The sequence below is a fragment of the Streptomyces sp. NPDC046349 genome (assembly GCF_055587885.1).
Genome location: NZ_JBVJFK010000002.1, coordinates 381,234 through 404,395, shown reverse-complemented (window position 1 = coordinate 404,395; position 23,162 = coordinate 381,234). Strand labels below are relative to the sequence as shown.

The 23,162-nt window shown below is 72.0% G+C and carries 20 protein-coding genes, 2 tRNA genes and 1 pseudogene; 3 read left to right on the top strand and 20 right to left on the bottom strand.

The genetic code is table 11. From position 1 onward, the window contains the following. Positions 1–145: 145 nt before the first annotated feature. Positions 146–2,011, bottom strand: a complete 1,866-nt coding sequence (gene lepA, locus ACZ6JS_RS05450; RefSeq protein WP_469295939.1) for a translation elongation factor 4 — start codon at positions 2,009–2,011, stop codon at positions 146–148. Positions 2,012–2,267: 256 nt separating this feature from the next. Between lepA and rpsT the strand changes: the two genes are divergently transcribed. Then, on the top strand, positions 2,268–2,528 hold the full coding sequence (rpsT, locus tag ACZ6JS_RS05445; RefSeq protein ID WP_030030523.1) for a 30S ribosomal protein S20: 261 nt from the start codon (positions 2,268–2,270) through the stop codon (positions 2,526–2,528). Positions 2,529–2,803: 275 nt separating this feature from the next. Here the strand turns inward: rpsT and holA are convergent, their stop codons facing one another. Then, on the bottom strand, positions 2,804–3,796 hold the full coding sequence (gene holA, locus ACZ6JS_RS05440; RefSeq protein ID WP_469295937.1) for a DNA polymerase III subunit delta: 993 nt from the start codon (positions 3,794–3,796) through the stop codon (positions 2,804–2,806). A 76-nt stretch (positions 3,797–3,872) separates the two neighbouring features. Between holA and ACZ6JS_RS05435 the strand changes: the two genes are divergently transcribed. Further along, positions 3,873–4,115: a hypothetical protein gene (locus ACZ6JS_RS05435; protein WP_469295936.1), complete on the top strand. Its 243-nt coding sequence runs from the start codon at positions 3,873–3,875 to the stop codon at positions 4,113–4,115. Between the two features lie 13 nt (positions 4,116–4,128). On the opposite strand, the gene ACZ6JS_RS05430 is transcribed toward ACZ6JS_RS05435, so the two are convergent. The 14 genes and pseudogenes from ACZ6JS_RS05430 to ACZ6JS_RS05365 all read right to left on the bottom strand — a co-directional run bounded on the left by ACZ6JS_RS05430 (position 4,129) and on the right by ACZ6JS_RS05365 (position 18,217). Beyond that, positions 4,129–5,010, bottom strand: coding sequence for a YceI family protein (locus tag ACZ6JS_RS05430; protein WP_469295934.1), 882 nt, complete (start codon positions 5,008–5,010; stop codon positions 4,129–4,131). A 136-nt stretch (positions 5,011–5,146) separates the two neighbouring features. Continuing rightward, positions 5,147–7,369 (bottom strand): annotated as a pseudogene (locus ACZ6JS_RS05425) (ComEC/Rec2 family competence protein); the annotation flags it as partial. 146 nt (positions 7,370–7,515) lie between these two features. After that, the gene (locus ACZ6JS_RS05420; protein ID WP_469295932.1) at positions 7,516–8,499 is read right to left on the bottom strand and encodes a ComEA family DNA-binding protein; all 984 of its coding nucleotides are present in this window, start codon (positions 8,497–8,499) and stop codon (positions 7,516–7,518) included. A gap of 98 nt (positions 8,500–8,597) precedes the next feature. Then, a complete protein-coding gene (locus ACZ6JS_RS05415; RefSeq protein WP_469295930.1) occupies positions 8,598–9,443 on the bottom strand; it encodes a DegV family protein in 846 nt (281 codons plus the stop codon). A 262-nt stretch (positions 9,444–9,705) separates the two neighbouring features. Then, positions 9,706–10,431, bottom strand: a complete 726-nt coding sequence (locus tag ACZ6JS_RS05410; protein WP_469295929.1) for a hypothetical protein — start codon at positions 10,429–10,431, stop codon at positions 9,706–9,708. Positions 10,432–10,565: 134 nt separating this feature from the next. Continuing rightward, positions 10,566–13,430, bottom strand: a complete 2,865-nt coding sequence (gene leuS / locus ACZ6JS_RS05405) for a leucine--tRNA ligase (RefSeq protein WP_469295927.1) — start codon at positions 13,428–13,430, stop codon at positions 10,566–10,568. 254 nt (positions 13,431–13,684) lie between these two features. Then, positions 13,685–13,757 (bottom strand) — tRNA-Ala (locus ACZ6JS_RS05400). A gap of 131 nt (positions 13,758–13,888) precedes the next feature. After that, on the bottom strand, positions 13,889–14,062 hold the full coding sequence (locus tag ACZ6JS_RS05395) for a hypothetical protein (protein WP_157854762.1): 174 nt from the start codon (positions 14,060–14,062) through the stop codon (positions 13,889–13,891). Between the two features lie 203 nt (positions 14,063–14,265). Next, positions 14,266–14,338, bottom strand: a tRNA-Ala gene (locus ACZ6JS_RS05390). Positions 14,339–14,462: 124 nt separating this feature from the next. Continuing rightward, on the bottom strand, positions 14,463–15,128 hold the full coding sequence (locus ACZ6JS_RS05385; protein ID WP_469296412.1) for a histidine phosphatase family protein: 666 nt from the start codon (positions 15,126–15,128) through the stop codon (positions 14,463–14,465). Beyond that, the gene (gene rsfS / locus ACZ6JS_RS05380; protein WP_030027741.1) at positions 15,125–15,571 is read right to left on the bottom strand and encodes a ribosome silencing factor; all 447 of its coding nucleotides are present in this window, start codon (positions 15,569–15,571) and stop codon (positions 15,125–15,127) included. The genes ACZ6JS_RS05385 and rsfS overlap by 4 nt, the downstream gene beginning before the upstream one ends. A gap of 120 nt (positions 15,572–15,691) precedes the next feature. Further along, positions 15,692–17,371, bottom strand: a complete 1,680-nt coding sequence (locus ACZ6JS_RS05375) for a LytR C-terminal domain-containing protein (RefSeq protein WP_469295925.1) — start codon at positions 17,369–17,371, stop codon at positions 15,692–15,694. A gap of 24 nt (positions 17,372–17,395) precedes the next feature. Beyond that, entirely contained in the window at positions 17,396–18,013 is a 618-nt protein-coding gene (gene nadD, locus ACZ6JS_RS05370) for a nicotinate-nucleotide adenylyltransferase (protein WP_030760999.1), read from the bottom strand. Between the two features lie 36 nt (positions 18,014–18,049). Beyond that, positions 18,050–18,217: a hypothetical protein gene (locus ACZ6JS_RS05365; RefSeq protein WP_037661433.1), complete on the bottom strand. Its 168-nt coding sequence runs from the start codon at positions 18,215–18,217 to the stop codon at positions 18,050–18,052. 139 nt (positions 18,218–18,356) lie between these two features. Here ACZ6JS_RS05365 and ACZ6JS_RS05360 point away from each other — a divergent pair, with 139 nt between their 5' ends. Further along, a complete protein-coding gene (locus ACZ6JS_RS05360; RefSeq protein WP_469295923.1) occupies positions 18,357–19,451 on the top strand; it encodes a M48 family metallopeptidase in 1,095 nt (364 codons plus the stop codon). On the opposite strand, the gene ACZ6JS_RS05355 is transcribed toward ACZ6JS_RS05360, so the two are convergent. The 4 genes from ACZ6JS_RS05355 to ACZ6JS_RS05340 form a co-directional block, all read right to left on the bottom strand. Next, positions 19,435–20,589 carry an SCO2583 family membrane protein gene (locus ACZ6JS_RS05355; protein WP_469295921.1) on the bottom strand — a complete coding sequence of 385 codons (1,155 nt, stop codon included), beginning with the start codon at positions 20,587–20,589 and terminating at the stop codon, positions 19,435–19,437. The genes ACZ6JS_RS05360 and ACZ6JS_RS05355 overlap by 17 nt on opposite strands. Before the next feature lie 59 nt (positions 20,590–20,648). Next, complete coding sequence (locus tag ACZ6JS_RS05350) at positions 20,649–21,215, bottom strand: SCO2584 family spore wall biosynthesis protein (protein WP_469295920.1); 567 nt, start codon at positions 21,213–21,215, stop codon at positions 20,649–20,651. Positions 21,216–21,292: 77 nt separating this feature from the next. Then, on the bottom strand, positions 21,293–22,576 hold the full coding sequence (locus ACZ6JS_RS05345; protein WP_469295918.1) for a glutamate-5-semialdehyde dehydrogenase: 1,284 nt from the start codon (positions 22,574–22,576) through the stop codon (positions 21,293–21,295). Positions 22,577–22,754: 178 nt separating this feature from the next. Continuing rightward, positions 22,755–23,156 (bottom strand): hypothetical protein, encoded by a 402-nt coding sequence (locus ACZ6JS_RS05340; protein WP_469296410.1) that lies wholly within the window; start codon positions 23,154–23,156, stop codon positions 22,755–22,757. Between the last annotated feature and the right edge of the window lie 6 nt (positions 23,157–23,162).

The window sequence follows — 23,162 nt, the reverse complement described above, 5'->3', positions numbered from 1 at the left end:
TAAACTGGCGAGTAACCGTCGAGCAGTGATCAGACTAGAGCGCGTCCGGCGTGCGCGTAAGAGCCAGTGAGCGGCCGGTTCATAACGAAACAGGCCCCCGCGCCGATGCGCGGGGGCCTGTGTACGCCGGGTGACGGAGGGGTGGCTACTTCTTCTTGCTGCCGGACTCGTCACTGGAGAGGACGGCGATGAAGGCCTCCTGCGGGACCTCCACGGAGCCGACCATCTTCATGCGCTTCTTGCCTTCCTTCTGCTTCTCCAGCAGCTTCCGCTTACGGGAGATGTCACCGCCGTAGCACTTGGCGAGAACGTCCTTGCGGATGGCGCGGATGGTCTCGCGGGCGATGACGCGGGAGCCGATCGCGGCCTGGACCGGCACCTCGAAGGCCTGCCGCGGGATCAGCTCGCGCAGCTTGGCGACGAGGCGCACGCCGTAGGCGTACGCGGCGTCCTTGTGGCAGACGGCGGAGAAGGCGTCGACCTTGTCGCCGTGCAGCAGGATGTCGACCTTGACCAGGCTGGAGGCCTGCTCGCCGGTGGGCTCGTAGTCGAGCGAGGCGTAGCCGCGCGTCTTGGACTTCAGCTGGTCGAAGAAGTCGAAGACGATCTCGGCGAGCGGGAGGGTGTAGCGGATCTCGACGCGGTCCTCGGAGAGGTAGTCCATGCCGAGGAGGGTGCCGCGGCGCTGCTGGCACAGCTCCATGATCGCGCCGATGAACTCGGTCGGGGCGAGCACGGTGGCCCGGACGACCGGCTCGAAGACGTCCTTGATCTTGCCTTCGGGAAACTCGCTCGGGTTGGTGACGGTGACTTCCTTGCCGTCCTCCAGGACCACCCGGTAGACCACGTTCGGCGCGGTGGCGATCAGGTCGAGGCCGAACTCGCGCTCGAGGCGCTCACGGACCACGTCGAGGTGGAGCAGGCCGAGGAAGCCGACGCGGAAGCCGAAGCCGAGCGCCGCGGAGGTCTCGGGTTCGTAGACCAGCGCGGCGTCGTTGAGCTGGAGCTTGTCCAGGGCCTCGCGCAGGTCCGGGTAGTCGGAGCCGTCGAGCGGGTAGAGGCCCGAGAACACCATCGGCTTCGGGTCCTTGTACCCGCCGAGGGCCTCGGTCGCGCCGTTGTGCAGGCTGGTGATGGTGTCACCGACCTTGGACTGACGCACGTCCTTGACGCCGGTGATGATGTAGCCCACCTCGCCGACGCCGATCCCGTCGGCCGGGGTCATCTCCGGGGAGGAGACACCGATCTCCAGCAGCTCGTGGGTGGCGCCGGTGGACATCATCTTGATGCGCTCGCGCTTGTTGAGCTGGCCGTCGACCACACGGACGTACGTCACGACGCCGCGGTACGAGTCGTAGACCGAGTCGAAGATCATCGCGCGGGCGGGGGCGTTCTTGACGCCGACCGGGGCGGGGACGGTGGCGACGACCTTGTCCAGCAGGGCGTCGACGCCCATGCCGGTCTTGGCCGAGACGCGCAGCACGTCGTCGGGGTCGCAGCCGACCAGGTTCGCGAGTTCCTCGGCGAACTTCTCCGGCTGGGCGGCCGGCAGGTCGATCTTGTTGAGGACCGGGACGATCGCGAGGTCGTTCTCCATCGCCAGGTACAGGTTGGCGAGGGTCTGCGCCTCGATGCCCTGGGCGGCGTCCACCAGCAGGATCGTGCCCTCGCACGCGGCGAGCGAGCGCGAGACCTCGTAGGTGAAGTCGACGTGCCCGGGGGTGTCGATCATGTTGAGGATGTGGGTGCTGCCCTGGCCCTCGCCCGTAGTGGGCGCCCAGGGCAGTCGCACCGCCTGGGACTTGATCGTGATGCCGCGCTCACGCTCGATGTCCATGCGGTCGAGGTACTGGGCGCGCATCTGCCGCTGATCGACGACACCGGTGAGCTGGAGCATCCGGTCGGCAAGGGTCGACTTGCCGTGGTCGATGTGCGCGATGATGCAGAAGTTGCGGATCAGCGCCGGGTCGGTACGGCTCGGCTCGGGCACGTGGCTGGGGATCGCGGGCACGCAGTGTCCTGATTCTCGGGTCGCAGTCGGAAGCGTTTTCGGAGCGTCGGTCGCAGCGGACAGTCCGGCTCCGGTCGCTCTCGGCGGCGCGATGTCGGTCCATACGCAGGCTCCCATGGTCCCATGGACGGGGCAGTGCGCTCGGTTTGGGCCGCCAGGAGCGCGCCTGGTAGCCTGGGCAGCTGTGTCTCGTATGCCCTCTCAGCTGTCGGGACACAATCCGAAGATCAAACTCTGAACCTGAAAAGGCTCTTTCGTGGCGAACATCAAGTCCCAGATCAAGCGGAACAAGACCAACGAGAAGGCTCGCCTTCGCAACAAGTCGGTCAAGTCCGAGCTGCGCACCTTCATCCGCAAGGCCAACGAGGCCATCCTCGCCGGCGACGCGGAGAAGGCCACCGCCGCGGCCCGCCTGGCTTCCAAGAAGCTGGACAAGGCCGTCTCGAAGGGTGTCATCCACAAGAACGCCGCCGCCAACAAGAAGTCGGCGCTGGCCTCCAAGGTTGCCGCCATCTGAGTTCCGCACTCGATGTGAACGCCGGAAGGGACCCAGCGGGCCCTCTCTCCCGCTCCTGACCGGCACCCCGCTCCGCACACGAAGCGTTCGCCACGCGGGTGCGGAGCAACACGAGCAGTAAACGAAGGCCCCGGTCGTCCCCCTTCCCCAGGGTGACGACCGGGGCCTTCGCGCTGCCCCGCGCCGACGTCGCGCCGCTCCGGGCCGACGGGCCTTCGGGGCACGCATCGGACGGGCCTTCGGGGCACGCATCGGACGGGCCTTCGGGGCACGGATCAGCGGCGCTGGGGGCGGGCCGCGCGGGCCACCGCGACGACCGCCTTCTCCAGGGCGTACTCGGGATCGTCGCCGCCGCCCTTGACGCCCGCGTCGGCGGCGGCCACGGCGCGCAGCGCGTCCGCGACGCCGTCCGCCGACCAGCCCCGCATCTGCTGGCGTACCCGGTCGATCTTCCACGGCGGCATGCCGAGGTCGCGGGCGAGGTCCCCGGGCCGGGCCCCGCGCGGGGCCGAGGCGAGTTTGCCGATCGCGCGGACCGCCTGGGCGAGCGCACTGGTGATCAGGACCGGGGCCACACCGGTGGCCAGGGACCAGCGAAGGGCCTCCAGGGCCTCGGCCGCGCGGCCCTCGACCGCCCGGTCGGCGACCGTGAAGCTGGAGGCCTCGGCGCGGCCCGTGTAGTAACGGCCGACGACGGCCTCGTCGATGGTTCCCTCGACGTCCGCGCACAGCTGGGCCGCGGCGCTCGCCAGCTCCCGAAGGTCGCTGCCGATCGCGTCCACCAGCGTCTGGCACGCCTCCGGGGTGGCCGACCGGCCCAGCGTGCGGAACTCGCCCCGCACGAACGCGAGCCGGTCCGCCGCCTTCGTCATCTTCGGGCAGGCGATCTCCCGGGCGCCCGCCTTGCGCGCCGCGTCCAGCAGTCCCTTGCCCTTGACCCCGCCCGCGTGGAGGAGCACCAGCGCGATCTCCTCGTAGGGCGCGGCGAGATAGGCCTTGACCTCCTTGATCGTGTCGGCGGACAGGTCCTGGGCGTTGCGCACGACCAGGACCTTGCGCTCGGAGAAGAGCGAGGGGCTCGCCAGCTCGGCCAGCGTGCCGGGCTGGAGCTGGTCGGAGGTGAGGTCGCGGACGTCGGTGTCGGCGTCGGCGGCACGGGCGGCCGCCACCACCTCCCGCACGGCGCGGTCGAGCAGCAGCTCCTCCTGCCCCACCGCAAGGGTGATCGGGGCGAGGGGATCGTCGGTGGAGTTCTTCCTGGTGGCCATCGCCTCCAGCATCCCACGCCCCACCGACAGCCCCCCGCGCCCCGGCCCCCTCCACCGGGTGTCCGACAATGGCCGGGTGAACGTGCGACATGTACTCGTCCTGCCCGACCGCGACGCCGCCGAGGAGGTGGCTCAGGAGGCCGTCGACCGCTTCGGCCTGCCGGAGGAGCCGCAGTTGGTCCGCGACGCCCTGGCCGGCGAGGACGACGCCGAGGACGCCCAGTGGCTGGTCGTCGTCGAGGATCCGCGGAAACTGCTCGACGCCACCGCTCTGGACGACCTCGCCGCCGAGTACGAAGGCTGGCTGGAGGCTCCCTGAGCCCCCTGCGGGGTCAGGCCTTGTGCACGATCTGAACGTCCAGCGTGACATCCACGCCGGAACCGATCGCCGCGATCCCGTGCGCCAGCATCGACTGCCAGTTGAGGGTGAAGTCCTCGCGGTGCAGTTCGGCGGTGGCCCGGCAGGCCGCCCGCACCTCGCCCTCCATGCCCGTCCCGAGGCCCAGGTACTGGGTGTCCAGGGTCACCGACCGGCTCACTCCGTGAAGGGTGAGGGCGCCCGCGACGGCCCAGCGGCTGCCGCTGCGGTGGATGAACCGTTCGCTGTAGAACTCCACCGTGGGGTGGCGGGCCGCGTCCAGGAAGTCGCCCGACCGCAGGTGGTCGTCGCGCAGCCGCACCCCGGTGTCGATGCTCGCCGCATCGATGATCACGTGCATGGAGGAGTCCTCCATGCGGTCGGCTATCCGCACCGCCCCGGCGAACGTGTTGAACCGTCCGTTGATCCGGGCCAGGCCGATGTGCCGGGCCGTGAATCCGATGGACGAGTGCGTCGGGTCGAGTTCCCAGTGGCCGGGCTGCGGCAAGATCGGCGGCTCCACCGCGTCGAGGATGATCTCCCCCGTGCCGGGCTGCGCCGGGTCTCCCACGAGCGTGACCCCGTGGAACGGGGTGTACCCCTCGGCGGTGACGGAGAGCCGGTACTCCCCTTCCGCCACGGCGGCCGTGAAGCCGCCGAACGGGTCGGTCTCGCCGCTGACGATCCGGCGGCCGATCGGATCCGTCACCTCGAACGCGGCCTGCCGGATGGGCCGGTGGACCGTGTCGAGGACGCGGCAGCTGAGCAGACGCGCCGTCGGCGGCAGCGTGAGTGTCGCGGATGTCTGCGGGCTGGAACTTCCGGCCGACTCCATCCCCCGTCGGCGACCGAACATGACGTGTGCACCCCCGTGCTGTGTGGACTTGGACCGTTCTGGCGAAGACGCATTCGATCATGCTGTCGGGTTGGGGGCAAACAGAACACTCGCGCCCGGTATGCCCGCGTCGATCACGCCGTCTCCTGGCTGGAAACGCACGCAGCCGAACGCCGGTTCCGCTGACGGCGATCGAGCCGTCGATGTCGGTGCGGAGCACCGTCGCCCCCACGGACCGCAGGCGGGCGAGCGTACCGGGCGCGGGATGCCCGTACCGGTTTTTTGTGCCGACGGGAACAATCGCGAGCCGCGGCCGGACCCGTTCGTGCAGCCCGGGATCCTGGTGCGCGGAGCCGTGGTGGGCGACCTTGAGGACGTCGACCGGCCCCAGCTGCGGATGCTCTCTCAGGAGGGCCTGCTGCGCGATGGGTTCGAGGTCGCCGAGCAGCAGCAGTGTCAGCCCCGGACCTCGCACCAGCAGGACGACGCTCGCGTCGTTGGGCCCTTCGAAGGGAGACCCGGCCGACGGCGGCCACAGCACCTGCCATTCGAGCGGGCCTGCCCGGCGCCGCTCCCCCTGCACGGCGCGTGCGACCGGCACGCCCGCGGCCGCCGCGGTCCGGCGGACGAACTCGGCCTGCCCGTGCGGCTCTTCCAGCACACTGGCCTGGATCACTCCCACGGAGCGGCCGCGCAGGACGCCCTGCAGGCCGCCCACGTGGTCGGCGTGAAAGTGCGTCAGCAGCAGCATCGGCACCCGGCGCACGCCCAGCTCGCGCAGACACTCGTCCACCGGCCCGGGCTCCGCGCCCGCATCCACCACCACCGCCTCCCCCGGGCCGACGGCGAGGACGGCGGCGTCCCCCTGCCCCACGGCGCACTGGACGTAGCTCCAGTCGGGCGGGGGCCAGCCGGTGAGCGTACGGGTGAGCTGCGGCGGCCGCAGTACCGCGAGGAGCAGCAGCACCGCCAGCGCGGAGCACATCCATCGCCGTGGCCCCCATCGGCCGCCGAGTACGACGGCGGCCAGGGTCGCGGCGGCCAGCAGCATGCCGCCGGTGAGCCCGCCCGGCCAGGACAGCTCCGCGCCGGGAAACCCCGCCCCGGCCCGCGCGACGCCCGCGATCCATCCCGCGGGCACCCCGGCGCACCGGGCGAGCACCTCCGCGGCGGACATCGAGAGCGGGGCCGCCGCCAGCGCGGCGAAGCCGAGGACCGTCGCCGGACCGGCCGCCAGCTCGGCCAGCAGGTTGCACGGCACCGCCACCAGGCTGACCCGGCCGGCGAACATGGCGACGACGGGCGCGCACACCGCCTGGGCGGCAGCGGCGGCGCCCAGCGCGTCGGCGAGCCGGGGCCCCGTCCCCCGCCGCCGCAGGGCCGCGCTCCACCGGGGGGCGAGGGTCAGCAGCGCCCCGGTGGCCAGGACCGAGAGCAGGAAGCCGTGACTGCGGGCCAGCCACGGGTCGTAGAGGACCAGCAACAGCACCGCGGCGCCCAGGGCGGGAATGAGGGACCGGCGCCGGCCGGTGGCGATGGCCAGCAGGGTGACCGCCCCGCACGCGGCCGCCCGCAGCACGCTCGGCTCCGGCCGGCACACCACCACGAAGGCCAGCGTCAGCGCCGATCCGCACAGGGCGGTCGTCCGCAGCGAGAGTCCCAGACGTGGTGCCAGCCCGCGCCGTTCGGCCTGCTGCGCGCGCCCCGGGGGACCGATGAGCAGGAACAGCACCACGGTCAGGTTCGACCCGGAGACGGCCAGCAGGTGGAGCAGGTCGGTTGCCCTGAACGCCTCGTGCAGGTCGGGCGGAACCCTGGAGGTGTCCCCCACGACCAGCCCCGGCAGCAGTGCCCGCGCATCCGGTGCGAGCCCCTCGCTGGCCTCGCGGAGCCCGGCCCGCAGCCGCCCCGCCACCCGCTGGGCGGCGTCCGGGCCGCCGGTCGCCGCGGGCGGCGTGTCACCGGCCGGGCGCAGCAGCGCCACCGCCCGCTCGCCGTCCCGGGCCGGGGCCAGCCGGGCGACCACAGCCACCCGGGTGGAGGGCAGGAGCCGGGCCCATCCGGCGTGCCCGGCCAGGACCCGCACCGGGGTCTCGACGCGGGTGCTCGCCCCGTCGGGCCCCGTCACCCGGGTCACCACCGCGTCCAGCACCACCACCGGCGGCCCGCTCCCGCTCCGTGCGGTCACGGGGTCGGAGCCGACGGTCAGCTCCGCCATGACCCGGGCGTGCCCACGCGCCAGCCCGGCGACCGGCCCGGCCCGCGCCTCGGCCAACTGGAGGCCCGCGACCCCGGCTCCGGCGGCCCCCGCCAGCAGGGCCGCCGCCAGGGCCGGGGCGACCCTCCACAGTGCCCCCGGACGCCTTCCCTGGGCCGACATCAGCAGCCCTGCGCCAACCACCGCCACGCAGACCGCGAGGGCGGTCCGCCCCACGGGCGCGTCGAGCGCGAGGGCGGCTGCCGCCCAGGCTGCCGCGGCCGGCGCCGCGAGCCGCAGATCCGCCGGGCGGGCCGCCTCCGCGCGGTTCACGGCCGCACCAGCTTGCGCAGGTCGGCGAAGCGCCGCTCGCCGATGCCGTTGACCTGGCGGAGCTCCTCCACGGAACGGAAGCCGCCGCGAGCAGTGCGGAAGTCCACGATGTGCCGGGCCAGGACCGGCCCCACCCCCGGCAGAGCGTCCAACTGCTCGACGGTGGCCGAGCCCAGACTGAGCGGCCCGGCGGCCGGCCCGGCCGCGGCCCCGCCCGGCGGTGGCTGCGCAGTCGCACCCACCAGCACCTGCTCGCCGTCCACCAGCACCCGGGCCCGGTTCAGCCCGGTGGTGTCCGTACCCGGACGCACCCCCCCGGCGGCGGCCAGGGCGTCCTCCACCCGGGAACCGGCCGGCAGCCGCCGCACTCCCGGATCCCGGACCTTGCCGCCGACGTCGACGACGATCCGCGCGGGCCCCCCGCCGTCCCCTGCCGGGGCAGAGGGCCCGGCCGACGCCGCGGCCCCCGCCGGCACCACCGCCGGGGCGACCGGCGCCGGTGCGGACACCCCCTGCGGCCGTGCCGACCAGTACTGCTGGCCGGCGAAGCCCACGGCCGCGACCAGTACCACCCCAACTGCGGCCACTGTGCGCGGCTCCACCGCGCAGCGCGCCTGCAGCCACACCGGAAGCCGCTCCCGCACCGCCAGCCTGCGCGCGGTGGCGGCGGGCAGGACATCGGCGGATCCGTCGGGCGGCGGTGCCGCAGGATCCTCTCCGGCCGCCGACGGCGGCGGCGATGCCGGTGCCTGCGGCGGGCTGGCGCCCCCGAGCAGGGCTTCGGCCCTCCGCCGCACCGGGTCCGGACCCGGGTCGGGATGCGGGCGCAGGTGCGGGCGGGAACGGGCGGGCGTGCCGCGGAGGCCGTGGCTGCGCCGGCCTCGGCCGGCGCCGAGCCGCAGGCGGCTCTCGGAGAGACGGGAACGGCCCGGGCCGGTGGTGGGGCCCGACGGATACGGAGTACGCGCTCGAAGAGTCATGCCACGACGGTAGGGGCAGATCCCGACCGCCGTTCGGTGCCGTCAATTCCGGTGGATGACAGCCTCGTTGTGGATAACCGGGCCACTCGTTCCGGTGATCAGCGGGGCGAGACGACCGCCGCCAGCAGGCCCGGTCCGGTGTGCGCGCCGATCACCGCGCCGACCTCGCTGACGTGCAGCTCGACCAGGCCGGGGATCCGCTCGCGCAGCCGCTCGGCGAGCTTCTCGGCCCGTTCCGGTGCCGCGAGGTGATGCACCGCCACGTCCACGTCGGCGGAGCCGGCGCGCTCGACGGCCAGCTCCTCCAGGCGGGCGATGGCCTTGGAAGCGGTACGCACCTTCTCCAGCATCTCGATGCGACCGCCGTCCAGCGTCAGCAGCGGCTTCACCGCCAGGGCCGAGCCGAGCAGGGCCTGCGCGGCCCCGATCCGGCCGCCGCGGCGCAGGTAGTCGAGGGTGTCGACGTAGAAGTACGCGGCCATGTCCGCCGCCCGCTTCTCGGCGGACGCGACGGCCTCGTCCACCGAGCCGCCCGCTTCGGCGACCTCGGCAGCGGCCAGCGCACAGAATCCGAGGGCCATCGCGACCATGCCGGTGTCCACGACGCGTACGGGCACGGGCGCAGTCCTGGCGGCCACCACGGCGGCATCGTAGGTCCCGGAGAACTCGGCGGACAGGTGCAGGCTGACGATGCCGCTCGCCCCGGCGTCCGCGGCCGCCTGATAGGCCCGCACGAACTCCTCCGGGCTGGGGCGGGAGGTGGTGACCGAGCGGCGCTTCTGCAGGGCGAGGGCCAGGCTGCGCGCCGAGATCTCGGTGCCTTCTTCGAGCGCCTCGCCGCCGAGCACCACGGTGAGCGGGACGGAGGTGATTCCGTGCCGCGCCATGGCCGGTGGGGGCAGGTAGGCCGTGGAATCGGTGACGATGGCGACATGGCGGGACATGAGGCGGAGGTTACCGCTCGTGGGGGCGGGACGGCAGCCGGGGCCCCCGGTCCGTTGCGGGGGCGGGGCGTGTCCGGCCCCCGCCGTGGGGTGCGCAGAGCCTGCGGAGCGCGCGGCGGACAGCTGCCGCCGGGGCCCCTGCGTGCCTCTCCCGCACCGGAGCCATCCCAAGACGTCGGCCCCGTCACGGCGCTCGCCCCGCTCTCGTGGAGGCTTTACCCCGACCCGCGCCCCTGGGGGTCCGGCGTGGGCAGGGCGCGGTTCAGCCGGCGCTTTCCGGGCGGGGGGCCTTCTGCCACGGATACTGCATCGTCGGCGTCGGCGGGTTCAGGGCCGCCGGCGGGGGCGCGGGGGTCGTCTTCGGAGCCGGCGTCGGGGTCGGCTTCGGCTCGGCCTGGGCCGCGTCCCATTCGGCGGCGGCCGCCGCCAGGTCGTCCACCGGTTCACGGGACCAGTCGCGCAGTGCGCCCGACTCCATCTCGATCTCCTCCGACAGCAGGGACAGCTCGTCCTCCGCGAAGCGCCGGGCCCGGTCGCGTGCGGCCCACCGGAGGGAGTCCGCCGCCTGGATGATCTTGGACGCTCGCTCGCGCAGATCCGGCAGGAGATCGGCGGTGCGCTGCCGGTCGGGCTCCTGCTCCAGCCGCTTCAGCTCCCCGTCGAGCTCGTGCCCGTGGGCGCTCAGCCGCTCGAACAACCCGAGGGACTCCCGCAGCGAGGCGTCCACCTGGGCCCCCTCGGCCAGCGCCTGCTGGGTGGCGCGCATCGATGTGCGCAGGTCCAGCCGCAGCTGCGCCAGCGCCCCCGCCACTCCGACCTGCCCGAAACTCTTGGCGCGCAGCGTGGTGTCCTCCACGCTGCGCCGCGCCTGCGCGACGGTGCGCTCCACACCCCGCTTGGCCGCGCCCACCGCCTTGACCGTGAGGTACGCGCCGAGGCCGACAACGGTCAGCAACATCAGCGCGAAGATGATCAACGCGGCCTCCATGACGGGCCCCTTTCCCCAGGCGTCAGCTCTTCCTTCAACGGTAAACGCCACGGGCAGGCCAGGGGTTCCATTCGAACCCCCAACCTGCCCGTACGGGATCTCCCCGATGCAGGGGTGGCGCGCCTTCCGGCGGCTCAGATGACGATGTTCACCAGCTTCGGCGCGCGCACGATCACCTTGCGGATGTCGGCGCCGCCCAGCGCCGCCACGACACCGGCGTCGTTCACGGCCAGCTGCTCCAGCTCGGCGTCCGTGATCGTCGGCGGCACCTCCAGCCGCGCCTTGACCTTGCCCTTGACCTGCACGACGCACGTCACGCTCTCGTCCACGACGTACGCCGGGTCCGCGACCGGGAAGTCCTGGTGGACCACGGAGTCGCTGTGGCCCAGCCGGTGCCACAGCTCCTCCGCGATGTGCGGGGCCAGCGGGGCGACCAGCAGCACCAGCCGCTCGGCGACCGAGCGCTCCAGCGGGCGTCCCGCCTTCGTCAGCGCGTTGTTCAGCTCGGTGATCTTGGCGATGGCCGTGTTGAACCGCAGGCCGGCCATGTCCGAGCCGACGCCGTCGATGGCCTTGTGCAGCGCACGCAGGGTGTCCTCGGCGGGCTCGCCGTCCACGACGGTGACCGCGCCGGTCTCCTCGTCCACGATGTTGCGCCACAGGCGCTGCAGCAGCCGGTACTGGCCGACCACCGCGCGGGTGTCCCACGGACGGGAGACGTCCAGCGGGCCCATCGCCATCTCGTACAGGCGCAGCGTGTCGGCGCCGTACTCCTCGCAGATCTCGTCCGGCGTGACGGCGTTCTTCAGGGACTTGCCCATCTTGCCGTGCTCGCGCTTGACCTGCTTGCCCTCGTAGAAGTACGCGCCGTCGCGCTCCTCGACGTCGGCCGCCGGGACGTACACCCCGCGCTCGTCGGTGTAGGCGTACGCCTGGATCATGCCCTGGTTGAACAGCTTGTGGAACGGCTCGACCGACGACACGTGGCCCAGGTCGAACAGCACCTTCGACCAGAAGCGGGCGTACAGCAGGTGCAGCACGGCGTGCTCGGCGCCGCCCACGTACAGGTCGACACCTCCGTGCGGTGCGCCCTCACGGGGGCCCATCCAGTACTGCTCGATCTCCGGGTCGACCAGCGCGGAGGAGTTGCGCGGGTCCAGGTAGCGCAGCTCGTACCAGCAGGAGCCGGCCCAGTTGGGCATGGTGTTGGTCTCGCGCCGGTAGGACTTCACGCCGTCGCCGAGGTCCAGCTCGACCTCGACCCAGTCGGCCCTGCGCGACAGCGGGGTCTCCGGCTTCGAGTCGGCGTCGTCCGGCTCGAAGGTGCGCGGCGAGTAGTCCTCGACCTCCGGCAGCTCCAGCGGCAGCATCGACTCCGGCAGGGAGTGCGCGACGCCGTCCTCGTCGTAGACGATCGGGAAGGGCTCGCCCCAGTACCGCTGGCGGCTGAACAGCCAGTCGCGCAGGCGGAAGTTGACGGTCCCCTCCCCGATGCCGCGTTCGGCCAGCCATTCGGTGATCGCGGCCTTAGCCTCGACGACGCCCAGGCCGTCCAGCGAGATGCCCTCGCCGGTGGAGTTGACCAGCTTCGCGTCGTACGAGGCGAAGGCGTCGTCCCACTCGGCCGGGTCGGTGCCGCGGCCGTCCGACGGCTGGACGACGCAGCGCATCGGCAGCTCGAAGGCGCGCGCGAACTCGAAGTCCCGGCTGTCGTGCGCCGGAACGGCCATGATCGCGCCGGTGCCGTAGCCCATCAGGACGTAGTCGGCGATGAAGACCGGGACCTTGTCGCCGCTGACCGGGTTGATCGCGTACTCGCCGGTGAAGACGCCGGTCTTGTCCTTGGCCTCGGCCTGGCGCTCGACGTCCGACTTCGAGGCGGCCTGCTTGCGGTAGGCGGTGACGGCCTCGGCCGGCGTGGCGTGCCCGCCGGTCCACACCTCGTGGGTGCCCTCGGGCCAGGCGGCCGGGATGAACTTCTCGACCAGCGGGTGCTCGGGCGCCAGCACCATGTAGGTGGCGCCGAACAGGGTGTCCGGGCGGGTGGTGAAGACGGTGATGGCCTCGTCGCCCAGCGCGAAGTCGACGCGCGCCCCCTCGCTGCGGCCGATCCAGTTGCGCTGCTGCAGCTTGATGGCCTCGGGCCAGTCCAGCGCGTCCAGGTCGTCCAGCAGCCGGTCGGCGTACGCGGTGATACGCATGTTCCACTGGCTCAGCTTGGACTTGAAGACCGGGAAGTTGCCGCGCTCGGAACGGCCGTCGGCGGTGACCTCCTCGTTGGCCAGTACGGTGCCCAGGCCGGGGCACCAGTTGACGGGCGCGTCGGAGGAGTACGCCAGCCGGAAGCCGTTCAGCACGTCGGCCCGCTCGGCCGCGGTCAGCTCGGCCCAGGCGCGGCCGCCCGGAACCTCACGGGAGCCGTCCTCGAAGGCGGCGACCAGCTCGGCGATCGGCCGGGCCTTCTTCGCGTCGGCGTCGTACCAGGAGTTGTAGATCTGCAGGAAGATCCACTGGGTCCACTTGTAGTAGTCCGGGTCGATCGTGGCGAACGAGCGGCGCTTGTCGTGGCCCAGGCCCAGCCGGCGCAGCTGGAGCTTCATGTTCTCGATGTTCGCCTCGGTCGACACGCGCGGGTGCGTGCCGGTCTGCACGGCGTACTGCTCGGCCGGCAGGCCGAAGGCGTCGAATCCCAGGGTGTGCAGGACGTTGTGGCCGGTCATCCGCTGGTGGCGGGCGTAGACGTCGGTGGCGATGTACCCGAGCGGGTGACCGACGTGCAGGCCCGCACCGGACGGGTACGGGAACATGTCCATGATGAACTTCTTGGGCCGCGCGACGACCGCCGGGTCCCCGGCCAGGTCACCGGTCGGGTTCGGGGCCTCGTACGTACCCTGCGCGTCCCATACGTCCTGCCAGCGTGCCTCGATGTCGGCGGCCATGGCAGCCGTGTAACGGTGCGCCTCGGCCGCCTCGGGGGCCGGGGTGTTCGTCTCGCTCATGATTTCTGAAGCTCCATCGATCGTCTCTGCCGTCTCTGCCTGCCCAAACGAAAAAACCCCTCGCACAGGAGGGGGCGCCGCGCCGAGGCCGACCGTTTCGAAGGTCGGTGCTGTTCAGCGCGGCTCGGTAAGCAGGAGGCGTACGGCACGCATGGCGTCAGGGTACCGCAGCAGCCCCCGCCGACGCTCGGCCGTTCCACCGCCGACACAACGAGAAGCGGGCCACCCGATCCGGGTGACCCGCTTCTTCACTGTGGAGCTAAGGAGAATTGAACTCCTGACCTCCTGCATGCCATGCAGGCGCTCTACCAACTGAGCTATAGCCCCTTGCCGTGCCTGCCGCTTCGGTTTCCCTTGCCGGTTCCCCTTGGCGACGTCCCAAACATTACACGGTCATGGCCCTGGTCCAAAAATCGGTTTCCGCGGACCGCGGGCCATGTCCGATTTGCCGCTATCTGTCACGCTCTCGCGAACTGATAGAAGCGTTTGAGCGTGCAGTGCTCATCGAGCAGCCGACCGTAGATCGGCTCCCCTTCCAGCTCGCGGTACGTCTCGATCGGGTCGCCTTTTATGATCAGCGCCCGCGCGCATTCCTCGCACCAGTACTGGTAGTCGGGGTTGACCGGGTCCATGTCCCGCACGATCGGCGTCCCGTTGTTGCACCAGTCGCACCGGCGCCGGTGTGCACCCATCCGTTCGCGACTCCCTCCCGCGTCGGGCCGTCGACTCCCCCTCCGGCCGTCCGATTCTGCCACGCCGGTGCGGGCCAGGTCAGCAAACGCAAAGGGTACAAAAACAAGGATCCCGCCCCCACTTGGGGACGGGATCCTGATTGTGGAGCTAAGGAGAATTGAACTCCTGACCTCCTGCATGCCATGCAGGCGCTCTACCAACTGAGCTATAGCCCCGCTCTCCGCCGCGCTTCCCCCGTCTCCGGTGTTCTTCGCTGCGAACAAGAAGAACTCTAGCCTGGGACCGGCCGGAAAGTGAAATCCGGGTCGGAGCCCCGGTGGGAAGCGGCAGGGAGCCCCCTCAGTCGTCGTCGCCGAGCACCGGTTCCGGCAGGGTGCCGGCGTTGTGCTCCAGCAGACGCCAGCCGCGCGCGCCCTCGCCGAGGACGGACCAGCAGCAGTTGGAGAGACCGCCCAAACTCTCCCAGGAGTGCGCCTCGAGGCCCAGCAGGCGGCCGATGGTCGTGCGGATGGTGCCGCCGTGGCTGACCACGACGAGCGTGCCGTTCACGGGCAGCCGGTCGGTGTGGTCCAGCACCACGGGAGCGGCGCGGTCGGCCACCTCGGTCTCCAGCTCACCGCCGCCCCGGCGAACCGGCTCGCCGCGCTTCCACGCCGCGTACTGATCGCCGTACTTCTCGACGATCTCTTCGTGCGTCAGGCCCTGCCACTCGCCGGCGTACGTCTCGCGCAGCGCCTCGGTGTGCGCCACGGGCAGGCCCGTGACGGCGGCCAGCTCGGCCGCGGTGGCCGCGGCACGCTTGAGGTCGGACGCGACGATGGCGTCCGGCTTCAGCGAGGCGAGCAGCCGCGCCGAGCGGCGCGCCTGCGCCAGTCCCGTCTCGGTCAGCTCGATGTCCGTGGAGCCCTGGAAGCGCCGCTCCAGGTTCCACGAGGTCTGGCCGTGCCGCCAGAGGACGATCTTCCTGCCGGACCTGGCCGAGGCGGCCGCGTGCGTCGCGCTCAGAACAGATCACCGTCCAGGTCGTCGTCTCCCGCCGCCTCCCGCAGCTTGGCGTGCTCCTCGGCCTTGCCGATGGTGAGCTTGGCGTCCTCGGGGAGCTCGATCTCGGGGCAGTCCTTCCACAGGCGCTCCAGCGCGTAGAAGACACGCTCCTCGCTGTGCTGGACGTGGACGACGATGTCGACGTAGTCGAGCAGGATCCAGCGGGCGTCGCGGTCGCCCTCACGGCGCACCGGCTTGGCGCCGAGTTCCTTCTGCAGGCGCTCCTCGATCTCGTCGACGATCGACTTGACCTGACGGTCGTTGGGCGCCGAGGCGAGCAGGAAGGCGTCGGTGATCGACAGCACGTCGCTGACGTCGTACGCGATGATGTCGTGCGCGAGCCGGTCGGCCGCTGCCTGGGCAGCGGTGGTGATGAGCTCGATGGAGCGGTCCGTGGCGGTCACTGGCCATGCTTTCGGGTTGGCGGGCAGATCCTTACAAGGGTCTCATGTACCGCCGACAGAGCCCGCGCGGAACGTTCCGCGCGGGCGCGAGTGCCCTCGCCCGGCCGGGCCGCCACCCGGTCAGGACGGCTTGTAGTCCTTGCCCAGGATCACCACGACCTCGGCGTTCACGACGTTCTCGGCCTTCTTGACGACCGTCTCCGGCAGCCCCAGCGTCTTGGCGACCTCGATCGCGCGGTCGCGCTGGGCGTCGTCCTGGTAGGTGATCTGCGAGGCGGCCGCGGTCTTGTCGGCCTTGCCTCCGTCCACGAAGGTGTAGCCGCCGTTCATCAGCGCCGCCTTGGCCGCGACCTGCACCTTCTCGTCGCCGGTGGCGTCCTTGAGACCGACGCGCGGGGTGGCGCCGGGCTGCGCGGCGTCGGCGGAGCCGCCGAGGACCTCCTTGACCACCTTCTTGTTGGCCTCGTCCGTGAGCGTCCCGTCCGCCTTCACCGCGACGACGTCGGTGCGGTACGCGCCCACCTTGGCGTGGGCGCCGAGCTTGGACAGCAGGGCTCCGAGGGTCTTGGCGTCCAGGGCGGGATCGAGGATCTGGCCGACGCTCTCGACGGTGACCGCCGCGGCCTTCGGGTCGCTCGGGAACTTGCGCAGGACGCCGTGGAGCACCTTGCCCGTGCGCTCCAGCTGCTTGGCCTCCGTCTCGCCCTGGGCGCGGTACGTGGCGTACGCGACGGCCATCGGCCCGCTCAGGCTCTGCTTCTGGCCCTGGGCCACGGCCGGCGTTCTGGCCGCGTCATCGGCCGGGACGGCCGCGTCGGTGTCGACCTCGATGCCGCCGACCAGCTCGACCAGGTTCTCCAGGAAGGGGGTGTCCAGGCGCCAGGTGCCGCCGATGTGGGTGCCGAGCACGGAGTCGAGGGCCTCGCGGGTGCCGAGGGCGCCTTCCTCGACCGCCTTGCCGAGTGCCGTGGCGGTGCCGTCCTGGTTGGTGACGGCGAGGGCGTTCGGCAGCAGGACGGTGGCGCCCTGCTTGGTGGTGACGTTGTCGACGAGCAGCGCCGAGGAGGTACCGCCCTTCTTGGTGTTGTGCAGGTGCACGACGATCATGTCGCGCTTCTGCGCAGCGGCGTCCGCGGTCGCGGCGGTCTTCTTGTCGCCGAAGCCGTCGAGGAAGGGCAGCTTGCCCGCGTACCAGAGGTAGCCCAGGCCCGCGACGACGAACACGGCGAGGACGACGATCAGCGCGACCACGCGGTTGCGCCCGCGGCGGCGGGCCTCCTCGCGGCGTTCGGTGCGGCTCTCGGTGAACTTGAGCCAGTCGATGACGTCCTCGGAGTCCTCGTCCGGCTGGTCGATGAAGGCGAACATCTCGGTGCGGTAGTCCCGGCCCGCCTCGGGGCCGTCCTCGGGCCGGCGGGGCTCGGGTACCTGGGCGGCCGGGCGCTCCGCCGGGGCGGGGGGCTGCTCGGCGGGCGGGGGTTCGGGCGCCGTCTGCTGCGGGATCCACTGCCGGGTCTGCTGCTGAGCCTGCTGCGGGGCCTGCTGCTCGTCGTACCGGTAGGAGGGCGCCTGCGTGTACTCCTGCTGCCCGTACTCCTGGGCCGGCTGCTGCTGCGGGTAGTACTGCTGCTGCGGGTAGCCCTGGTAGTCGTAGCCGTACTGCTGCCCGTACTGCTGTGGGGGCTGCTGGGCGGGCTGCGCGGGCGCCTGGCCGTACACCGGCCGCCCGTACGCGTCGTAGCCGATGAGCTGCTGCTCATGGGCGGCATACGGGTCGTACGGATCCTGTCGGTCGTTCACCGCGGGGCCCCTCTCTCCGGAAGCTCAGGCTCCCCGGTACAGCTCACGCTTGTCGATGTAGCGCACCACGCCGTCCGGCACCAGGTACCAGACGGGATCCCCTTGGGCGACGCGCGCGCGGCAGTCCGTGGACGAGATCGCCAGTGCGGGGACCTCGACCAGGGAGACTCCGCCTTCGGGGAGTCCGTCGTCGGTGAGCACGTGGCCCGGCCGGGTCACTCCGATGAAGTGGGCGAGCGAGAAGAGCTCGTCGGCGTTCCGCCAGGTCAGGATCTGGGCGAGCGCGTCGGCACCCGTGATGAAGAACAGGTCGGCGTCGTCGTTCAGCGCCTTCAGGTCCCGGAGGGTGTCGATCGTGTAGGTCGGCCCGCCGCGGTCGATGTCGATGCGGCTCACCGAGAACTGAGGGTTCGAGGCTGTGGCGATGACCGTCATCAGGTAGCGGTCCTCGGCGGGCGAGACGGCCCGCTGGGACTTCTGCCACGGCTCGCCCGTCGGCACGAACACCACCTCGTCGAGGTGGAAAAGGGCGGCCACCTCGCTGGCGGCCACCAGGTGTCCGTGGTGGATCGGGTCGAATGTCCCGCCCATCACGCCGAGCCGGCGCTTGACCGGACCGGTAGGCGTCTCCTGCTCTCCCATGAGCGCAGAGCCTACTGGCCCGGCGGACCGGTCCGACTAGCGGTCGCGGTTCAGGCGCGTGGTGACCCAGAGCATCAGCATCAGGATGATGAAGGCGGCGCCGCCGGTCACGTAGGGGTTGAGGCTGTCGTGGTTGCCGCCGTGCTGTTCGGCCCCCTCCGAGGCGAGGACGACCAGGTTGTGGGCGGTGGAGGAGAGGCTCATCAGGCAGGTACCTATCGAGTCGGGGAGCGGTCGGAGACTTCGCTCACATCGTATGCGGGCGCCCGGGGCACGCTCGCGCCGACTCAGGCGTTGGAGAGGATAGACGCATGGTCGAGCAGTTCCATCAGGGGAGGGCGCAATGACGGAGACGGGTTTCGAGAAGGCACCGGCGCGGGACCGCAGGAGGTTCCCCGGTATCTCCTCGCGTGCGTACGAGCATCCGGCGGACCGCTCGGCACTGGTGGCGCTGCGCAAGCTGAGCGGCTTCGACACGGTCTTCAAGGCCCTCAGCGGGCTGCTCCCGGAGCGGAGCCTGCGGCTGCTGTTCCTGTCGGACTCGGTGCGGGTGGGCGAGACGCAGTTCCCGCACCTGTACGCGATGCTCCGCGACGCCTGTTACATCCTGGACCTGGAGAAGGTCCCGCAGATGTACGTGCAGCAGGACCCGCGGCCCAACGCCATGTGCATCGGGCTGGACGAGCCGATCATCGTGGTGACCACGAGCCTCGTCGAGCTGCTGGACGAGGAGGAGATGCGGGCGGTGGTCGGCCACGAGGTGGGCCACGCGCTGTCCGGACACTCGGTGTACCGCACGATCCTGCTGTTCCTGACGAACCTGGCGCTGAAGGTCGCGTGGATCCCGCTGGGCAATGTGGCGATCATGACCATCGTGACCGCGCTGCGGGAGTGGTTCCGCAAGTCGGAGCTCTCGGCCGACCGGGCGGGGCTGCTGGTGGGACAGGACGTCACGGCCTCGATGCGCGGGCTGATGAAGCTGGCGGGCGGCAACCACCTGCACGAGATGAACGTGGACGCCTTCCTGGAGCAGGCCGACGAGTACGAGAAGGGCGGCGACCTGCGGGATTCCGTGCTGAAGATCCTCAACATGCTGCCGCGCACGCACCCCTTCACCACGGTCCGGGCGGCCGAGCTGAAGAAGTGGTCGGAGAGCCGGGACTACCAGCGGATCATGGACGGCCACTACCCGCGCCGCGAGGAGGACAAGGACACCTCGGTCACGGACTCCTTCCGGGAGTCTGCCGCGCACTACGCCGACTCGGTGCGCACCAGCAAGGACCCGCTGTTCAAGCTGGTGGGTGACATCGCGGGCGGCGCGGCCGACATGGGCGGCAGGCTGCGGGACAAGTTCACCGGCGCCGGCGCCGGCGCCGCGGGCGGCTCGGGTGCCGACACCGGCTCCGACGGCGGGGGCGCAGCTACGGGACGGGGCTGACCGGGGCGCCGGACGTCGCGGAGGGCGCCAGTACGCCGCACAGCCCGGCCGAGCGCCTCGGGTGGCCGCTGGCGTACGGGTCGCTCGCGGCCGGTCCCACGGTGGTGGGGCCGGCCCCGGCCAGGAGCGGGCGGAACCCTCCGGCCGGGTCGGCAGAGCAGTCCTGCGGTCCGGCCATCACGTAGGCCGATGCCAGCTCCAGCCGGCGGGCGCTCAGGTCGTCCCGGTCGAAGCGCAGCCGCAGCTCGCGCCGGACGGTGTAGAGCGACGCGCCGTCGGCCGCGGCCGGAGCTCCGCCGGACGGCCGTACGGCGTACACGAAGGTGTGATCGGTGGTGACCTCCAGTACGTCCTGGGCCACCTCCTCGAAGGCCAGGGTGCCGCTGGCCCGGACCCGGGAGTCGGCCAGGACGGCGGTGGCCGGGTCGATGCGGACCAGCCAGCCGGTGGTCGCGTGCCGGCCGTCGCCGGAGGGCGAGGTCATGCTGCGGTCGAACTGCGCCAGCTGGTCGGGGTCGAGCAGGACGCGCACCGGCCGGGTCGCGGTCCCGGCCAGGACCTCGGGGTCCAGCGAGGACTGCACCAGGTAGTCCTTGGCGATGGACAGCGCGGTGACGACCTGGACGTCGGTGAAGTGGTGCGTGCGGCGCGCCGCGGGCAGGGTGATCCCTGCCGCCCCCACCCGGTAGCCGGCGGCGGGGCTCTTCGCGAACAGCTCGGGCGGCAGTCCGCCGGGCACGGCGGTGGTCGGCGCGAGCGGGACGACGGTGCTGGTGAGCGGCTGGGCGGTGCCCGCGCTCGGGGGCACGTAGGGGTTGCGCAGTCCCATGTAGACGGCGACGGCGAAAGCCGTGGCGATGAGGAGCACGAGCAGCATGCCCTGCCGGGCGCCGCGGCCGGGGGTGCTGGTCCGGGGTGTGGTACCGCCGGACCAGATGGACCGGCTGCGGACGGCCCGGGCGTGCTCGCCCATGCGTTCCTGGGCGGAGTACTCCTGGAGCCGGGCAGCACGGACGAAGTCCTCGTCGAACACCACGGACCGGTACTCGTCCGACCGGAACTCGTCCGACCGGAACTCGTCGTCGCCCCCGCCGGTGCCGTCGGGGGTGCCGTTGGGTGGATCTCCTGGCACGGCCATCGCTTCTCCCCGCTTCAGAGAAGCCCCCGGCTCCGGCGAACGCGGGCGGGGTCGTACCTTCAGGGTTGGCGTACTGAAGGGTACGTAAACGCGCCGACGCCGGTGACTTCACGCCTGGGGGTGCTGGCGGGCGCCGGAGCGGGGTCCGCTTCGCCCGAGGCACTGCGGTAGACGGCGCTGAACGCGAGCGCGACCATGCCGAGGCCCATCACGAAGGCGAGCACCCAGGCGACCGGTCGCAGCCACGGGGCGCGGCCGCGGTAGGGGCGCAGGCTGCCGCCGTAGGCCCCGTACGGGCCGTCGGGGTGGCCGCGGCCCCGATCGTGGTCGCCGCCGTGCTCCCAGCCGTACTCGTCGGCGTCGTACCCGTCGCGATGGCCGTAGCCGTAGCCGTCGTGGTCGTCGTCGCCCGTCCAGCCGCCGGCGACGGCCCGGGCGGCTTCCGCCTCGGCGCGCGCCCGGTCGGCCGCCCGCTGGCGCTCGGCGGCGCTCGGTTCATGGATCTCGGCGTTCCGGACGAAGTCCTCGTCGAACACCACGGAGGCGAAGTACTCTTCCGCGCCTCCGCGGTCGTCGTCGGGCTCCCCGTCGTCCGGGAACGGCTTGCCCCCCACGTCGTCCGGCACGGGAACAGCGTAGACCTGGGGGGAGCCTTTGGGCAGGGTGTGCGCCGAATTCCGGCCACACCGAGTCGGCGGTGCGACTACCGAACGTGACCGTCGCCGGTGACGATGTACTTGGTCGAGGTGAGCTCGGGAAGCCCCATCGGGCCGCGGGCGTGCAGCTTCTGCGTGGAGATGCCGATCTCGGCGCCGAAACCGAACTGGCCACCGTCGGTGAACCGGGTGGATGCATTTACGGCGACGGTGGTGGAGTCGACCAGCTGGGTGAAGCGGCGCGCGGCGGCCTGCGAGGTGGTGACGATCGCCTCGGTGTGCCCGGAGGTCCAGCGGCGGATGTGGGTGACGGCGTCGTCGAGGGAGTCCACGACCGCCGCGGCGATGTCGTAGGAGAGGTATTCGGCGGCCCAGTCCTCGTCCGTGGCGGGCAGTGCGGTGGCCTTGGTGCCCTCGGCGGCGGCGAGGACGGCCTGGTCGCCGTGGACGGTGACGCCGGCGTCGGCGAGCGCGTCGAGGGCCCGCGGCAGGAAGGCGCCCGCGATGTCGCGGTGGACGAGGAGGGTCTCGGCGGCGTTGCAGACGGAGGGCCGCTGGGCCTTGGAGTTGACGAGGATGTCCACGGCCATGTCGAGGTCGGCCTGGGCGTCGACGTAGACGTGGCAGTTGCCGGTACCGGTCTCGATGACCGGGACGGTGGACTCCTCGACCACGGTCTTGATGAGGGAGGCGCCGCCGCGCGGGATGAGCACGTCGACGAGTCCGCGGGCTCGCATGAGCTCGCGGACGGAGTCGCGGGACTCGCCGGGGACGAGCTGGATCGCGTCGGCGGGCAGGCCGACGCTCAGGGCGGCGTCGCGGAGGATGGCGACGAGCGCGGTGTTGGAGGCGTAGGCCGAGGAGCTGCCGCGCAGGAGGACGGCGTTGCCGGACTTGAGGCAGAGGGCGGCGGCGTCGACGGTGACGTTGGGGCGGGCCTCGTAGATGATGCCGACGACGCCGAGGGGGACGCGGATCTGCCGGAGGTCGATGCCGTTGGGCAGGGTGCTGCCGCGGACGACCTCGCCGACGGGGTCGGGCAGGGCGGCGACGTCGCGTACGTCGGAGGCGATGGCCGCGATCCGCTCCGGGGTCAGGGTGAGCCGGTCGATGACGGTCTCGCTGGTACCGGCGGCGCGGGCCTTGTCCGTGTCCACGGCGTTGGCCGCGATGATCTCGGCGGTACGGGCCTGGAGCGCGTCCGCGATCGCCAGCAGCGCCGCGTCCTTGGCGGACCGCGGGAGTGGGGCGATGGCCGCTGCGGCGGTCCGGGCGCGGTGCGCGGTGGCGAGGACGGGCGAGGTGGCGGTGGCGGCATCGAGCGAGGTCATGCCGCCAGGGTAAGCCCACGCCGGTACCCGGCAGGCGGGGCTTCCAACGCGCGAGACGGCCCCGTGCGGTCGCCGCTGCACGGAGCCTTCGCCCCGCACCGCCCCCTCGCCGTTCCCGGGGCGCCCCGGGCCCCGCTCCTCGAACGCCGGAGGGGCTGAAAGAGCGGGGACTGCGACGTCAGTAGGGGTGGACGCCGACCGGGTGGGCCGGGGGTGGTCCGTAGCCCTCCGCGACGCGCAGGTGGTAGGTGGCGCGGTCGATGACCTCCAGGCCTACGATCTCCCAGGGCGGCAGCTGCGCCGAGGAGCGGTGCTCGCCCCACAGGCGCAGGGCCACGGCCGCCGCGTCGTGGAGGTCACGGGCCTCTTCCCAGTAGCGGATCTCCGCGTGGTCGTCGGCGTACCGGCTGGTCAGGAGGAAGGGGTGGTCGTGGGCCAGTTGTTCCAGCCCCCGCCGGACCTCCGACAGCGGGGCCGGCTTGCCGGAGACGCTCAGGGTCACGTGCCACAGGCGCGAGGCCTGGTCCTGGTCCTGCTCGTACCCGGCGCCGTCACCGTCCCCCGGACCGACGCTGGTCAGCGCTCG